We start from the raw sequence: 12,820 nt of genomic DNA on the forward strand, positions 1-12,820 counted from the left end.
ATCAACCACCGCCATACTCGGACTGCTCAATCTCCATGATGAACTCCTCTATCATGGCTGTCAGCATGTTTATTATTTCTTTTGTATCTTTGTCAAGATAGTAATCAAAAAGCTCTATCTTCCTTTCGTGAAAACGCTCTTCATCTATGTAGTACTTCACTAATATGTATGGCACCTCTCTGTCGTGGTAGAATCCCTCTTCGTAAGGCAAAAGTAGGCGCACTTCAACATCTGGGTTTGTAGCATAGTTCTTCTCAAGGTAATCTTTTAGTTCCCCCAGCTTCTTTTCATAAATTTTCCAATCCTTCATAGTTTAATATTTTACTCTATGAGACTTTGTTTTATATCCACGGCAGGTGCCGTGAGGAGTGTTATGGCAGAAGCTATAGCAAAAAAAATGTCCAAAGACGCACTGCTTCTCATGGAGATCTTTTCCGCTGGCGTAGAGCCACTTGACGCCATTCCACAGCAGGTAATAGAGGTGCTCAAAGAGAAGGGCTACCTGGTAGAAACTGCAAAGCCAAGATCTCTGCAGGAGATCCCATACGAAGATGCAGACATAATAATAACACTCTCCGCTGAAGCAAGGGACAAAAGCCCATATATGTATTCACACAAAAGGAGAGAACATTGGGTTTTGGAGGATGTAAAGGATTTAAGCAATTTGCAAGCCCTTAGAAAGCTCAGGGATCAGATAGAAGAGAATATAAGTTCTCTGTTTAAAATAAGGTAAACTTATACTTGTCATAAGGTGTTTTTATACATATAATTTAAAAGAGAATGATAGACATCACTAAGCTAAAAACCTTTATAGCTGTTGCGGACCTTGGGAGTTTTTCAAAGGCATCAGAGATACTCTACATAACACAACCGGCAGTTACTCAACAGATAAAAGCCCTTGAGAAGATAGTAGGTGCAAAGCTCTTTCAGAGGCAGGGTGGGAAAATAGTGCTTACCAACGAAGGAAGGAGAATTTACGATATAGCCAGATCCCTTTTGAGCGATTACGAAAACCTGATGGAGGAGATGGCAAAGATAAAGAAGGATTTTAAAGATACTCTCTTTGTTGGAATAAGCACCACGCTAAGCGAATATAAAGTTCCCGAGCTTATAGCAGAGTTCCACTCTCAGATGCCTGGCGTATCCATCAGGGTGTTTGTGGAAAATTCCCAGCAGGTAGAGGAAAACTTACTGGCAGGCGTTCTCAATGTTGGCATAATAGAGAGGACGCCGTCAGAGAGATTTCATTCCATCAAATGGTTCATGGACGAGATACTATATGTCACCCATCCCGAGCATCCCTTTGCCAGAGAAGGCGAGATAGAGCCTGAGAGACTCTACGATACTGATATTATCTTTAGGGAAGTCAGTTCTGGCACCAGGAAGATCGTGAAAGAAGAGCTTGAGAGACTTGGCATAATTTTTGAAAAGCTCAATATAAAGGTGGAGATAAATTGTGGTAGGTCCATACTGAGTATGATAAGAAGCGGTTATGGCTCTTCCTTCCTTTCAAGAGGTCTTTTGGAAAGAGACCTGCAAGAAGGTAGCGTAGTTCAGGTGAAGATAAAGGGCTTTAGTGCAAGAAGATGGTACTACATTATATATCCCGAGAATGCCAAACTTAGCTTTTTGGCAGGAAGGTTCATAAGGTTCTTACTCTCCAAGTCAGAGAAAGAGATAGCCGTATGAAGGGTATGCTGTTTGATGTGGATGGCGTAATAGTGGATGTCAAAAACTCTTATCACTATGCCATAAAGCGCACCGCTGAGGAGTTTTTGGGTATTGAGATCCCCATAGAGGAGGTAAGGCGTATAAAGTTCTCAAGAGGCATAAACAACGACTGGCTTGTAACTCTTGAAGTTATAAAGGAATACGGTGGTAAGGCAGAGCTTCACCAAGTTGTTGAGAAGTTTAACCAAGCTTACAGGTTGTTAAGAGATAAAGAGGAGCTAATCCTTGATCGCGGATTTTTTAAAAAGATAAAAGCCTTAGGTTATCCACTTGGAATAATAACGGGAAGACCGCGGGAGGATATTGAGTACACCTTTGAAAGATTTGGACTTTTTGAATACTTTGACTTTATACTTGACGACGACTACATTCCCGACCCTGAGCTGAAAAAACCTCACCCTTTCGCCCTTCACCTGTGTATTGAAAGCATGAACCTTTCTGGATGTGTGTATGTGGGTGATAGCAAAGCGGACTGGGAGATGGTAATGTATTATAAGAAGATGTATGAAAAGCCAGCTGAGTACATACACTTTGGTAAAAATGTGAATATAGATGGCGTAAAAACTGCACATACTCCCAAGGAGCTTATCTTAGCTCTTCAAGAGGCTTTGATGCATCTGTAAGCAAGATGGGTATGCCATCCTCAATGGGATAAAACACCTGGCAGTTTTCACATATAAGCACATCTCTCTCTCTGTTATAAAAGAGCTCCTTTTTACACTTGGGACAGGCGAGTATTTTTAAAAGCTCTTCATCTACCATCTTAATCTTCCTTCACATACTCCCAAAGCTCTTTCATTAAGCTCACAAACTCTCTGTAGTCATCTCCACTTAGCTTCTTTCTTAGCTCTTCCTCATCAAAAAGAAGCGTGCCATCCACGGGCGAGAAATCCATGTACTGAAGGTCCGAGATGCTAAGGTCAAATATACACATGTATTGCTGTGCTTCCTTTTTGAATTTTACAAACTCCTCCTCATACGGCTCTGACATCTTTGTAGTCCACATGTAGGAACCGCCAAAGGGATTTAGCCAATACTGTTCATTGCTCTCAAGACAGAAGACAGCTCTCTTTATGGAGATAATGTCGTCCATAAGTTCCCCATCAGGCATGCTCACCGCCCAGACTCTGTTTTTTAAGGGATTGATAAGGAACTCAACCTGCATCTCCTCAAGAGCCATAGGTTTTATTATATAGCAAAGTTTTTTGAATAAACTTGACAAAACATACCCGTATGGTTATAATTAAAAGCGCTGTGAAAGTATCTCCCGAGTCCTTATGGATAGGGAGTAGTAAGCAGGGAAGTTTAGTCCCTGCAGGGCGGATGGAAAAACAGGTTTGTTTGGCTACAGACGCCTAAAACCTTGTTTTTCTATGCCTCACCCGCCCACCTTGAACATTTCTACCTTTCTCAATATTTCACCACGCCTTATCCTTTCAAGCCTCTCTTCCGAATACCTGTCCTTCCTTGATTGCCACACACCTCTTATAAACTCTTGTAATTTCTCGTCACTGGCACCGCTTCTGATGAGCCTTTTAATGTCATAGCCATCCGTTGCAAACAAACATGTGAGAAGCTTCCCGTCAGCTGTGAGCCTAAGTCTGTTACAATCACCACAGAAGGGTTGAGTGATGGATGATATAACACCAAACTCAAGCCCATCATCCTTGTATCTGTATCTGTCTGCTACCTCACCTCTGTAGCTCTTCTCCACTGGCTCTATATCAAACTCTTTGGATATGATATTTACTATATCTTTTGCGGAAACTACTCTCTCCAAAGACCATCCGTTTATGTTGCCCACATCCATAAACTCAATAAACCTCACCACCACACCCATACTTTTAAAAAACTTAGCTATGTCCAGCACTTCACTGTCATTAAGCCCTCTCACAACACACACATTTACTTTGACAGGATGAAAACCAACATCAATAGCAGTCTCTATTCCCTTGAGTATATCAGAAACCTTTACATCTTTACCAACTACCTTAGAAAACACCTCATCTTTTAGGGAATGGAAACTGACGGTTATCCTTTTGAGTCCTGCATCCTTTAGAAGCTTTGCCTTCTGAGAGAGTAAAAAGCCGTTAGTAGTCATGCTAATGTCATGCAGACCATCCACATGCGAAAGCAGGTGTATGAGATTTTCAATGTGCTTTCTCACAAGAGGTTCGCCACCGGTTATTCTAACCTTCCTTACTCCCAGCTTCGTGCTGACCCTCACTATGCGCTCTATCTCCTCAAAGGTAAGTATCTCTGACCTTGAATAAAACTCGTAATCCTGATTTTCCGGCATGCAAAACTGACACCTGAAGTTGCACCTATCGGTTACCGACACCCTAAGGTCATGAAGCTCTCTTCCGTAGGTATCTTTTATCATGCTCCAAGCACCCACTGTCCTCTGCCATCAGAAAAAACTTCCTTCTTCCATATGGGAGCTCTCTTTTTCACTTCATCCACCACATACCTACAGGCTCTGAAAGTCTCGTCCCTGTGCCCGCCAAATACGCACACGAGGAAGGAAGGCTCTCCAACCTTTACAACCCCCAACCTGTGGTGAACAAAGATCTCCTTAACGGAGAAAAGCTTTATTGCTTCCTCTCTTATCTGCTGCATAACTTTAAGAGCCATCTCAGGAAAAGCCTCGTAGTGTAGCTCTCTCACATCACCATCTTCCGGAGCGGACCTGGCTATACCTAAAAATGTCAGACTTGCACCGCAATCATGCGGAGTCTGGTAATGAGCAAGTATCCTCTCTATGCCTATCCATTCTGCACCTATGTAAACTCTTGGTATCATGGTAGTATTTAAATATAATCCTGCTGAGGGAAGTATAATTTATCTTCATGAGGGGGTTTGAGGAGTTATACAACGAACTCATAACTAAGGAGGAGCATAAGTTTCTCGGGTTTTTCAGGTCGGATGGGCTTCGCTTTCTGGAGGAGCTTTTGAGTGCCGACCTCGGTGTATCGGTAAGGGAGACAAAGGGAAGACAGCCCAGAAGCGCAAGACCTTTTATAGGCTGGTTTGAGGGAGAAGCTCTGAACCTGTGCTTCCTAACAAAAAAGAAAAAAATAATCGGAGCGTAGATAGAGGATGTCAACTTTTTAAAGAGGGATCCCTCCAGAAAGGAGGGGTAGAATTAAGATATGAGCGTGCTAAACCTTGTAAGAGAGATACTTGATAAAGTTTACCACTGGCACAGAGTTCCTGCAAGTGTAAAGGCAAAGGCTGTAATGAAAGCTTTATACACCTGTGCTCTGAGGTTAAAAGTTGACATGTTCTTATATTATAACACTTTTTCAACCGGTGGTAAGATTTTTTAAGCAGGTTCAGTGGATAAAGCCTATTATATAAAGAGTGAAGGAAAAGTGGAAGGCTATAGCTAGTCTTTTAGAAGGAGAGTATGATATTCAGGTTCAGGGAAGTTATGAAGGGTGGGGTGCCGGCTACGACCCTAAGGTTTTGCCTCTTGTGGAGATGTGGGCAAGGGGGGAGGTGCAAGATATACCTTCTAACATTAAAAGACCTGTGGGTGTTGTATTTGGCATACCGGATCTGGTCAGAAAGAGTGAGGAATACATAATAAATGCCATAAGGCACGAGATAAGCTACCTGCTGAGCGCGGACCTGCCTCTCTGGAAAATGGGGCAGAGGGAGTTTTTCAGATTTGGCTACCAGCCTACTGCCTTTCTTGTTCTTTACACTGTGCTGGAATCCATAAGAGCGGATGAGCGCATTCTTGAGCAGTATCTCAACAGTGCATACACTCTTAGACGCAGGTACGAGGAGGTGCTTGCAAATTTAAAGAATACATACCCTTATCACGAGTTTGCCTTAGGTTTTCTTAGGCTCTGGCTCTCAAAACCGGAGGAGATAGACACAAGTGTTCGTAGGCAGGTTCTCTCCCTTGAGGACTTTTTCAAAGAATATATAAAAGCGGACAGTCAGAGGGCATACTTGCTTCTTATGGAAGAAGCCTTTGGCAAGTACAGGGCTTGTATTGAAGATTCCTTAGAGTTCAATTACATAGATATGCTCATTGAGGAAGCTCTGGGAAAGACAAAACAGGGGCATAAAGGCAGAATAATGACGGACATACTGAAAAAACTACCAGAAGAATACCAACATTTAATGAGTAGCTTTAAATCTTCCCGGCAGGTTCCAGAGGAGTTAAGAAGGGATATATTAAAAAGGTTAAAAAACCTTCCAGACTGGATGAAAGATTACATAAAGCAGATGTCCTATATGAGCCTTCTTGAAAGGGATTTGGAATTTATCTCCTACTTTCTTCCCAAAACTCTGCAAACGGAGGTAGAGCACAGGGGGTTTGTGTCCTTTTTAATAAAGGGGTGGGAGGAGACTTCCTCCGAGGGTTCTGGACTTTCTCAAAAAGACGCTAAAAGCTCCGAAGAGTCCCCCATCGACAGGAAGTATAAAAGGGAGTATGGGCTTGATCAGGAGGAGTTCAGAAGGTATCAGCTTCTCATGAGAGGCATAATGCCCTTTGTTGAGTCTATGAAAAGAAAGTTCAAAAGGCTTATGCCAGAGGAAGAGGAGGGTTGGCTCTGGGGATACACTCACGGAAGGCGTGTAGATTACAGAAAAATGCATATAGAAATACCCACAAAACGCGGTCGCATATACCAAAGGAGGGTTATTCCAGAAAAAAAACAGCTTGCCTTTAAGCTCCTTCTAGATGTATCTTCTTCCATGAAGAGGGAGGACAAGATAGAGAATGCCATAAAGTCTCTTCTGCTCTTTAGTCAGGTGCTAAGTGAGATGAAAATGCCCTTTTCCATAGATGCCTTCGCCGAGAGGATTTTTAGCATAAAGTCCTTTGAAGAGGATTACATGAGTGCAAAGGCAAGGATACTGGAGCTAAACAAGATGCTTGGAGGAGGCACCAACATAGAGAAGGCTCTGCTTGTATCTGGCGAGGACCTTCAAATCTTCTGTAGAAAGCAAGGGATAAAGGGTGTTATGCTGGTTTTTTCCGATGGTGAGCCTACAAGAGGTCTTAAGGGAGAAGCTCTCAAGGACCTCATAAGGGAGCTAAAAGCGAGGTTTCCTATTGTAGGCATAGGTGTAGGTGAGACTAAAAACTTCGTGGAGGAATACTTTGATAAAACAGGTATAAAGATAAGGGATGTGTCCATGCTACCTTCCGCCTTTATGCTGGTGATGGAAAACCAGTTTAGAAGGCTTCAATCCTCGTCTTGATATCACCAAGACCGTTTTTTATAAACTCCCTTACAAAGCTTATGTCCGAGGAGAGTATCTCCTGAGGAGTCCCTATCTGCACTACCTGACCATCCTTTAGTACCATAAGCCTGTCGGATATGCCAAAGGCTGAAACCAGGTCGTGAGAGACCACTATAGAAGTGCTGCCAGTCTTTTCCCTCAGGGAGACTATGAGATTATCTATCGTCCTGCTGGTGATGGGATCAAGCCCTGATGTAGGTTCATCGTATATAATTAACTTAGGGTTTGTTGCTATAGCTCTGGCTATACCTACTCTCTTTCTCATACCGCCTGAGAGTTCCGAGGGATAAAGCTCCAGGACATCTTCATCCAAACCAACCAGTTTGAGTTTTTCAAGAGCCAGCTTTTTTATCTCATCTTTACTTATATCTGTGCGCTCTAAGTAGTAAAAACCTACATTTTCCCAAACTCGCAGACTGTCAAAGAGAGCAGCGCCCTGAAAGACATAACCTATATTTTTTCTCAGCTTGTCCAGCTCTATGATGCTAAGTGTGTTTATGTCCTTTCCAAACACCGCCACCTTACCGCTGGTGGGCTTCCATAAACCCACTATGCACTTGGTAATGGAAGTCTTCCCACTCCCGCTACCCCCCACTATTGTAAAGACTTCCCCCTCAAAAACTTCAAAACTTATGTCTTTGAGTATCTGTCTGCCGTTTATACTCAAATAGAGGTTTTCAACCTGAACCGCTTTGTTCATTGTCCTTTCATAGCCCTTATAACCAAACCATCAAGCTCCACCATCTTTTCCAGATTGCCAGTATGCGCAAAAGGTATGGTGCCCGTAACCGTACCACCCGGAAACAGGTTATCCTCCACCCTGTTTATTTGCATCTCAAACACAGATACCGGAAACTTTATATCCTCTATCCTTTCAACGACCATTCGCACATCACCATAACAGGCAAGAGCTTTGCCCAAGGAGAAAAACATCAAGCACGCAGCAGCTCTCTCTTGAAGATTTTTTGCACTTTTGGAGCCACTGCTTAAGGCAAATCGAAGCACCTTTTCGCTGATGGGATAAACCCATGTTATAAAAGTCATATGCACCTCTCCATCTTTGTTGGCAGTGCCAAGCACAGCGGGAAATACACCCATACTTCTCATCAGCTCCACAAGGTCCGCAGGTAGCATCTTTAAACCTCCACCATTTTAAAGTTATTGGCAAAAGATAAGGCAAGCTGTCCTCAGCGTCAAGAATTATTATAATAATAGTGTGTTTTTCCTTGTGCTAATACTGTGCCTTGTAGCTTATGCTCAAGATTGTGCATCCCTTATGTCAAGATATACAGCTCTTGAGAAGGATGCCATATACGAGGAGCTTATGAGTGAAGCGGATAAGCTTATAAAAGATGGATGCTCTACAGGAAACAAAAAGCTTCAGCGTTCTGCGGATAAGATCCTCTCTGCACTTGAGGTTCTCAAAGTAAATGACGCAAGACTTCCCGAAGATAAAAAACTCCTTAATGTAGTGGTGCAGAAAAGGTTAAGAAATGCCCTTTATACTCTAAATGCTTCAAGAAAGTACAAAGATAAACACAGCAACTTATACTCTTACCAGCTGCTCTTTTATCAGGTGGCAAAGGAAAACATCAGAGTGAAAGATTACGAATACGCATTAAGATACTCTCAAGCATCTTACCTTTTGGGAAGGGCTATACTGGAGCTGAGATGAGCTTCAAAGAGGGTGAACATGTTCTTATACTATACAAAGACAGGAAGTACCTAAAAAGGCTCGTAAAGGGTTTGCACCTGAGTGTAAGAGGTCATGCCATAAGCTTTCAGGATATACTGGGCAAGCAGGAGGGACAAAAGATAGGGGAGTTTTTTGTGCTAAAGCCTTCTCTGGAAGACATTTTGCTTTTGGGTTTCAAAAGGGGAACACAGGTAATTTATCCAAAGGATGCCTTTTACACAGCTTTCAAGCTAGATATCAGGCACACTGATAGGGTGCTGGAGTTTGGAACTGGAAGCGGTGCTATGACTGCTGTCCTCTCTCTTCTGGCGGGTGAGGTGTGGACCTACGAAGTCTCAGAACGATTTTATAAGATTGCCCTCAAAAACTGGGAGACCTTTGGTCTTTGTAGCAATGTAAAAGCTTTTAATATGAACTTTGCAGATGCGCCTCTGGAGGATGAGTTTTTTGATGCGTGCCTTGTGGATGTAAAAGAGCCTTGGGAATACTTAGAAAAGGTTTGGAGGGTGCTAAAAAGAGGAAAAACCTGCGCTTTTGTGATTCCCACCACCAATCAGGTGAGCAGACTTCTCTCCTCTATGGCAAACCTATTTACAGACCTTGAGGTGCTGGAGATGCTTCAGAGGCATTACAAAACCAATCCAGAGAGGCTCAGACCAGAAGACCAGATGCCTGCCCATACCGCTTACCTTCTCTTTGGAAGGAAGAGGATATAGCTGTCTTTTATGTCGTAGGTGTTTATCTTGCAGTATTCATACCCTTTGGGAAGTTCTTTGCCCTTCATAATAAAGACAAATTCCCGAGAGAGTCTGATAAGCATGGGGACTATATCTTCAAGCTTTCCTAAGGCTCTACACACAACTATGTCAAAGCTATTTTCTCTGAGCTGCTCTGCCCTCTTACACAAAACTCTGTAATCAAGACCGAGTTTTGCTTTTACATACTCAAGGAAGGCGCACTTTTTTGAAACGGACTCTACAAGCGTCAAGTTTATCTGGGGACCGTAGTATATCTTGAGAGGCACTCCCGGAAAGCCTCCCCCCGAACCTACATCGCACACGCTTTTGCCTTTCACATCCAATCCTTTTTGCTCAAAGCACAGTGCCAAAGTAAGAGAATCAACAAAGTGTCTTATGACTATTTGCTCCTCTTCTTCAATAGCCGTGAGCCTGTGGACCTTGTTCCACTTTTTTAGCTCCTGCATGTAGGTGTAAAAAAGCTCTACCTGTTGGTCAGATAGGTCAAATCCGTTTCTTTTGAAGATATCTTCTATCAACTCTTTAAAAGATACTCCATATCTTTAGCCATCTTTTCAGGGCTTTGCTTTGTGGGTGTGTAGAGGAGTTTTATTTTCATGTCGGGTGTCACCACATATATGGTGGCGGTGTGATCAATAAGATAGCCTGCGGCGGATTCGCCTTTGACTTTTCTGTAAAACACCTTATACTCTTTTGCCACCTTTTTTATCTCATCTTGGCTACCTGTGAGCCCCACAAAGGTAGGGTAAAAAAAGGGGACATAACCCTTTAGGACGCTGGGAGTGTCCCTTTCGGGATCAACGCTTATAAAAAGCACCTGAACCTTATTCCTCTCATCCTCCTTGAGGTTTTTCATCATGCTGGCAAGGGTAGTAAGAGCTGTGGGACAAACATCCGGACAGTGAGTATAACCAAAAAATATGACTACTATCTTACCTTGCCTTGTGTAATCGGAGAGGCTCACCTGCCTTCCTTCTTGGTCGGTTAGCTTAAAGTCGTAAGCAGGCTGGTCATACACAAAGCCGTAAAACTCGTGTTTTTTCTGGCAGGATGGAGCAAAAATCAGAAGAGCTAACCATGTTATAAATAACGCTAACTTTTTCATAATGTTTAAATTATAGCTTGTGTGATAAAATTGGTGCTATGGAGTTTGAGCCTGTTATAGGTCTTGAAATACATGTGCAGATGGACACACAAACTAAGATGTTTTGTTCTTGTCCTGTGGAGTTTGGCGCAGAACCCAACACTAAGGTGTGTCCTGTATGTCTTGCCCTTCCCGGAAGCCTTCCCGTTCTGAATAAAAAAGCTGTGGAATATGCCATAAGAGCTGCCCTTGCTCTTAACTGCGAGATAAGGCAGAAAAGCTTGCTGGCAAGAAAAAATTACTTTTACCCTGACCTTCCAAAAGGTTATCAGATATCTCAGTACGAAGAACCTCTTGCGGTAAACGGATGGCTTGAGATAGAAGGAAGGAAGATAAGAATAAGGAGACTTCATATAGAGGAGGATGCAGGTAAGAATATACACGAAGGAAATAAAACTTATGTGGACCTCAACAGAGCAGGCACTCCGCTGATGGAGATAGTTACAGAGCCAGATATAAACTCGCCGGAGCTGGCAAGGCTCTTTTTAGAAGAGCTTAGAAATATCATGAGATATACAGGTGTGTCAAAGGCTGATATGGAAAAGGGACAGCTAAGGTGTGATATAAATGTTTCCGTAAAACCAAAAGGCTCCAACACACTCGGCACGAGGGTGGAGATAAAGAACGTAAACTCCTTTAGATTTGTGCAAAAGGCTATAGAGAGTGAGGTCCAAAGGCAGATAAAGATACTATCCTCGGGTGGAGAGATAAAGCAAGAGACCAGAACCTTTGACCCGGCAACAGGCCTGACTCACCCTATGAGGACAAAAGAGGAGGCGGAGGATTACAGATACTTTCCAGACCCAGACCTTTTGCCTCTGATAATTTCCAGCGAGTGGATAGAGGAGATAAAAAGGAACATGCCAGAACTTCCATCAGAAAGAAGGAAAAAGCTCGTGGAGTTTTACGGTCTTAGTCCTTATGAAGCCAAAGTTATGACTGACCTGAAGGCTGTGGGTGATTTCTTTGAGAAAGCAGTAAAACTCTGTCAGGAGCCTAAACTCTTATCCAACTGGCTTTTGAACGACCTTCTTGGGCTTTTAAACGAAGCGGGCAAGAGCATAGAGGAATCTTTGGTAAGTCCCGCGCATCTTGCAAAGCTTATAAACTTTATAAAAGATGGGACACTTTCCTCAAAGCTTGCCAAAGAGGTGCTAAAGCTCATGGTAGAAACAGGGAAAGACCCAGAGCTCATCATAGAGGAGAGAGGGCTAAAGCAGGTCAGCGACGAGGAGAGTATAAAAAAGCTTGTAGAGGAAGTGCTTAAAAATCATCCCAAAGAGGTGGAAAGGTATCTAAAAGGTGAGGAGAAGGTCATTGGATTTCTTGTAGGTCAGGTGATGAAGGCAGCCGGAGGTAAGGCAAATCCACAGTTGGTAAACAAAGTTCTCAGAGAGCTTCTAAAAGTCTATACAGTTTGAGCCTTCCTATTTCCTCTTAGTAAAAACATCAGCACAGGTGAGAGGACTATCATAAGCAATGAAACCACTTGATTCCATGTAAGACCCAAACCCGGGATGGGAGGTGTAACTCCTCTGTAAAACTCAAGAAAGAACCTGAGAACACCGTAAAGAAGCATGTACAAGGAAAAGACAAAACCATCAAAAGGTTTTTTCCTGTGTGCCAAAAGCAGAAGAGAAAAGATAAAGATAAGCCCGATAAACTCCATAAGTTGTGTAGGGTAGAGTGGCGTGTAAGGTGGTGCTACCGCACCTTCAGGAAAGACTACATAAAAGAAGGGAAACTTATGGGAGAAGTGTATGCCAGGGGTAGATACACCCTGTGTTGGAAACGGTTGACCGTAGCAGCACCCTGCAGAAGTGCATCCGAGCCTTCCCACTGCGTGTGCTATCGTCAAAGACAGCACTGCCATATCGGCCACCTTCCAGACAGGGAGCTTATACCACATTATGGCTAAAATGGCACCCAAAACACCTCCTACAAGCCCTCCAAAAAAATCCATGCCACCGTTCCATATGGCAAATACGTCTATAAAATTCCTCATCTGCTCGGGATGCTCTATCACATAGGCAAGCCTTCCACCAATCACTCCCAGCAGTAAAGCAAAGAGTAATGTATTCTCTATTTGGGAAGTATTTAGACCCTCCCTTTTTGCAAGCCTAAGACTTAGAAAGTAAGCCAAAAGCGCACCTGTTGCAACAAGCACGCCATAGGTGTATATCTTGATACCAAAGACCTCAATTAAAACAGGAAACATGACTT

19 protein-coding genes are annotated in these 12,820 nt (G+C 43.0%); 9 read left to right on the top strand and 10 right to left on the bottom strand.

Annotation, left to right across the window (positions count from 1 at the left end; all coding sequences use genetic code 11):
• Position 1 precedes the first annotated feature (1 nt).
• Positions 2-310, bottom strand: a complete 309-nt coding sequence (locus HTH_RS05955) for a hypothetical protein (RefSeq protein ID WP_012963812.1) — start codon at positions 308-310, stop codon at positions 2-4.
• 18 nt (positions 311-328) lie between these two features.
• Between HTH_RS05955 and HTH_RS05960 the strand changes: the two genes are divergently transcribed.
• The 3 genes from HTH_RS05960 to HTH_RS05970 are packed head-to-tail and all read left to right on the top strand — an operon-like array spanning position 329 to position 2,354.
• A complete protein-coding gene (locus HTH_RS05960) occupies positions 329-733 on the top strand; it encodes a low molecular weight phosphatase family protein (protein WP_012963813.1) in 405 nt (134 codons plus the stop codon).
• Between the two features lie 47 nt (positions 734-780).
• Positions 781-1,689 carry a LysR family transcriptional regulator gene (locus HTH_RS05965; protein ID WP_012963814.1) on the top strand — a complete coding sequence of 303 codons (909 nt, stop codon included), beginning with the start codon at positions 781-783 and terminating at the stop codon, positions 1,687-1,689.
• Positions 1,686-2,354: an HAD family hydrolase gene (locus tag HTH_RS05970; protein ID WP_012963815.1), complete on the top strand. Its 669-nt coding sequence runs from the start codon at positions 1,686-1,688 to the stop codon at positions 2,352-2,354. The genes HTH_RS05965 and HTH_RS05970 overlap by 4 nt, the downstream gene beginning before the upstream one ends.
• On the opposite strand, the gene HTH_RS09735 is transcribed toward HTH_RS05970, so the two are convergent.
• The 4 genes from HTH_RS09735 to HTH_RS05985 all read right to left on the bottom strand — a co-directional run bounded on the left by HTH_RS09735 (position 2,317) and on the right by HTH_RS05985 (position 4,533).
• Positions 2,317-2,493, bottom strand: coding sequence for a Trm112 family protein (locus tag HTH_RS09735; protein WP_012963816.1), 177 nt, complete (start codon positions 2,491-2,493; stop codon positions 2,317-2,319). The two genes, HTH_RS05970 and HTH_RS09735, sit on opposite strands and share 38 nt — an antisense overlap.
• A 1-nt stretch (position 2,494) precedes the next feature.
• On the bottom strand, positions 2,495-2,911 hold the full coding sequence (locus tag HTH_RS05975) for a hypothetical protein (RefSeq protein WP_012963817.1): 417 nt from the start codon (positions 2,909-2,911) through the stop codon (positions 2,495-2,497).
• A 198-nt stretch (positions 2,912-3,109) separates the two neighbouring features.
• Positions 3,110-4,114 (bottom strand): GTP 3',8-cyclase MoaA, encoded by a 1,005-nt coding sequence (moaA, locus tag HTH_RS05980; RefSeq protein WP_012963818.1) that lies wholly within the window; start codon positions 4,112-4,114, stop codon positions 3,110-3,112.
• The gene (locus HTH_RS05985) at positions 4,111-4,533 is read right to left on the bottom strand and encodes a molybdenum cofactor biosynthesis protein MoaE (RefSeq protein ID WP_012963819.1); all 423 of its coding nucleotides are present in this window, start codon (positions 4,531-4,533) and stop codon (positions 4,111-4,113) included. Before HTH_RS05985 ends, moaA begins: the two co-directional genes overlap by 4 nt.
• Before the next feature lie 47 nt (positions 4,534-4,580).
• Here HTH_RS05985 and HTH_RS05990 point away from each other — a divergent pair, with 47 nt between their 5' ends.
• The 3 genes from HTH_RS05990 to HTH_RS05995 are packed head-to-tail and all read left to right on the top strand — an operon-like array spanning position 4,581 to position 6,957.
• Positions 4,581-4,823, top strand: coding sequence for a hypothetical protein (locus HTH_RS05990; RefSeq protein ID WP_012963820.1), 243 nt, complete (start codon positions 4,581-4,583; stop codon positions 4,821-4,823).
• Between the two features lie 60 nt (positions 4,824-4,883).
• Positions 4,884-5,060 (top strand): hypothetical protein, encoded by a 177-nt coding sequence (locus HTH_RS09975; RefSeq protein ID WP_012963821.1) that lies wholly within the window; start codon positions 4,884-4,886, stop codon positions 5,058-5,060.
• A 34-nt stretch (positions 5,061-5,094) separates the two neighbouring features.
• Entirely contained in the window at positions 5,095-6,957 is a 1,863-nt protein-coding gene (locus tag HTH_RS05995) for a vWA domain-containing protein (RefSeq protein WP_012963822.1), read from the top strand.
• On the opposite strand, the gene HTH_RS06000 is transcribed toward HTH_RS05995, so the two are convergent.
• Both HTH_RS06000 and HTH_RS06005 read right to left on the bottom strand, forming a co-directional pair.
• Complete coding sequence (locus tag HTH_RS06000) at positions 6,932-7,699, bottom strand: ABC transporter ATP-binding protein (protein ID WP_012963823.1); 768 nt, start codon at positions 7,697-7,699, stop codon at positions 6,932-6,934. The two genes, HTH_RS05995 and HTH_RS06000, sit on opposite strands and share 26 nt — an antisense overlap.
• A complete protein-coding gene (locus HTH_RS06005) occupies positions 7,696-8,133 on the bottom strand; it encodes a pyridoxamine 5'-phosphate oxidase family protein (protein ID WP_012963824.1) in 438 nt (145 codons plus the stop codon). The genes HTH_RS06000 and HTH_RS06005 overlap by 4 nt, the downstream gene beginning before the upstream one ends.
• Before the next feature lie 82 nt (positions 8,134-8,215).
• Here HTH_RS06005 and HTH_RS06010 point away from each other — a divergent pair, with 82 nt between their 5' ends.
• Together HTH_RS06010 and HTH_RS06015 are read left to right on the top strand one after the other, a co-directional pair.
• Positions 8,216-8,674, top strand: coding sequence for a hypothetical protein (locus HTH_RS06010; RefSeq protein WP_012963825.1), 459 nt, complete (start codon positions 8,216-8,218; stop codon positions 8,672-8,674).
• On the top strand, positions 8,671-9,411 hold the full coding sequence (locus HTH_RS06015; protein WP_012963826.1) for a tRNA (adenine-N1)-methyltransferase: 741 nt from the start codon (positions 8,671-8,673) through the stop codon (positions 9,409-9,411). Before HTH_RS06010 ends, HTH_RS06015 begins: the two co-directional genes overlap by 4 nt.
• Here the strand turns inward: HTH_RS06015 and rsmG are convergent.
• Positions 9,381-9,971, bottom strand: coding sequence for a 16S rRNA (guanine(527)-N(7))-methyltransferase RsmG (gene rsmG / locus HTH_RS06020; RefSeq protein ID WP_012963827.1), 591 nt, complete (start codon positions 9,969-9,971; stop codon positions 9,381-9,383). The genes HTH_RS06015 and rsmG overlap by 31 nt on opposite strands.
• Positions 9,968-10,558 (bottom strand): SCO family protein, encoded by a 591-nt coding sequence (locus HTH_RS06025; RefSeq protein ID WP_012963828.1) that lies wholly within the window; start codon positions 10,556-10,558, stop codon positions 9,968-9,970. Before HTH_RS06025 ends, rsmG begins: the two co-directional genes overlap by 4 nt.
• Positions 10,559-10,596: 38 nt before the next feature.
• On the opposite strand from HTH_RS06025, the gene gatB reads away from it, so the two are divergent.
• Complete coding sequence (gatB, locus tag HTH_RS06030; RefSeq protein WP_012963829.1) at positions 10,597-12,018, top strand: Asp-tRNA(Asn)/Glu-tRNA(Gln) amidotransferase subunit GatB; 1,422 nt, start codon at positions 10,597-10,599, stop codon at positions 12,016-12,018.
• On the opposite strand, the gene lgt is transcribed toward gatB, so the two are convergent.
• Positions 12,006-12,815, bottom strand: coding sequence for a prolipoprotein diacylglyceryl transferase (gene lgt, locus HTH_RS06035; protein WP_012963830.1), 810 nt, complete (start codon positions 12,813-12,815; stop codon positions 12,006-12,008). The genes gatB and lgt overlap by 13 nt on opposite strands.
• Between the last annotated feature and the right edge of the window lie 5 nt (positions 12,816-12,820).

Source organism: Hydrogenobacter thermophilus TK-6 (assembly GCF_000010785.1).
Classification (GTDB): domain Bacteria; phylum Aquificota; class Aquificia; order Aquificales; family Aquificaceae; genus Hydrogenobacter; species Hydrogenobacter thermophilus.

Excerpts from the sequence above, each read along its gene's own strand:
- HTH_RS05955 (WP_012963812.1), bottom strand. The coding sequence starts at position 310 with ATGAAGGATTGGAAAATTTATGAAAAGAAGCTGGGGGAACTAAAAGAT.
- HTH_RS05960 (WP_012963813.1), top strand. The coding sequence starts at position 329 with ATGAGACTTTGTTTTATATCCACGGCAGGTGCCGTGAGGAGTGTTATG.
- HTH_RS05965 (WP_012963814.1), top strand. The coding sequence starts at position 781 with ATGATAGACATCACTAAGCTAAAAACCTTTATAGCTGTTGCGGACCTT.
- HTH_RS05970 (WP_012963815.1), top strand. The coding sequence starts at position 1,686 with ATGAAGGGTATGCTGTTTGATGTGGATGGCGTAATAGTGGATGTCAAA.
- HTH_RS09735 (WP_012963816.1), bottom strand. The coding sequence starts at position 2,493 with ATGGTAGATGAAGAGCTTTTAAAAATACTCGCCTGTCCCAAGTGTAAA.
- HTH_RS05975 (WP_012963817.1), bottom strand. The coding sequence starts at position 2,911 with ATGGCTCTTGAGGAGATGCAGGTTGAGTTCCTTATCAATCCCTTAAAA.
- moaA (WP_012963818.1), bottom strand. The coding sequence starts at position 4,114 with ATGATAAAAGATACCTACGGAAGAGAGCTTCATGACCTTAGGGTGTCG.
- HTH_RS05985 (WP_012963819.1), bottom strand. The coding sequence starts at position 4,533 with ATGATACCAAGAGTTTACATAGGTGCAGAATGGATAGGCATAGAGAGG.
- HTH_RS05990 (WP_012963820.1), top strand. The coding sequence starts at position 4,581 with ATGAGGGGGTTTGAGGAGTTATACAACGAACTCATAACTAAGGAGGAG.
- HTH_RS09975 (WP_012963821.1), top strand. The coding sequence starts at position 4,884 with ATGAGCGTGCTAAACCTTGTAAGAGAGATACTTGATAAAGTTTACCAC.
- HTH_RS06000 (WP_012963823.1), bottom strand. The coding sequence starts at position 7,699 with ATGAACAAAGCGGTTCAGGTTGAAAACCTCTATTTGAGTATAAACGGC.
- HTH_RS06005 (WP_012963824.1), bottom strand. The coding sequence starts at position 8,133 with ATGCTACCTGCGGACCTTGTGGAGCTGATGAGAAGTATGGGTGTATTT.
- HTH_RS06015 (WP_012963826.1), top strand. The coding sequence starts at position 8,671 with ATGAGCTTCAAAGAGGGTGAACATGTTCTTATACTATACAAAGACAGG.
- HTH_RS06025 (WP_012963828.1), bottom strand. The coding sequence starts at position 10,558 with ATGAAAAAGTTAGCGTTATTTATAACATGGTTAGCTCTTCTGATTTTT.
- gatB (WP_012963829.1), top strand. The coding sequence starts at position 10,597 with ATGGAGTTTGAGCCTGTTATAGGTCTTGAAATACATGTGCAGATGGAC.
- lgt (WP_012963830.1), bottom strand. The coding sequence starts at position 12,815 with ATGTTTCCTGTTTTAATTGAGGTCTTTGGTATCAAGATATACACCTAT.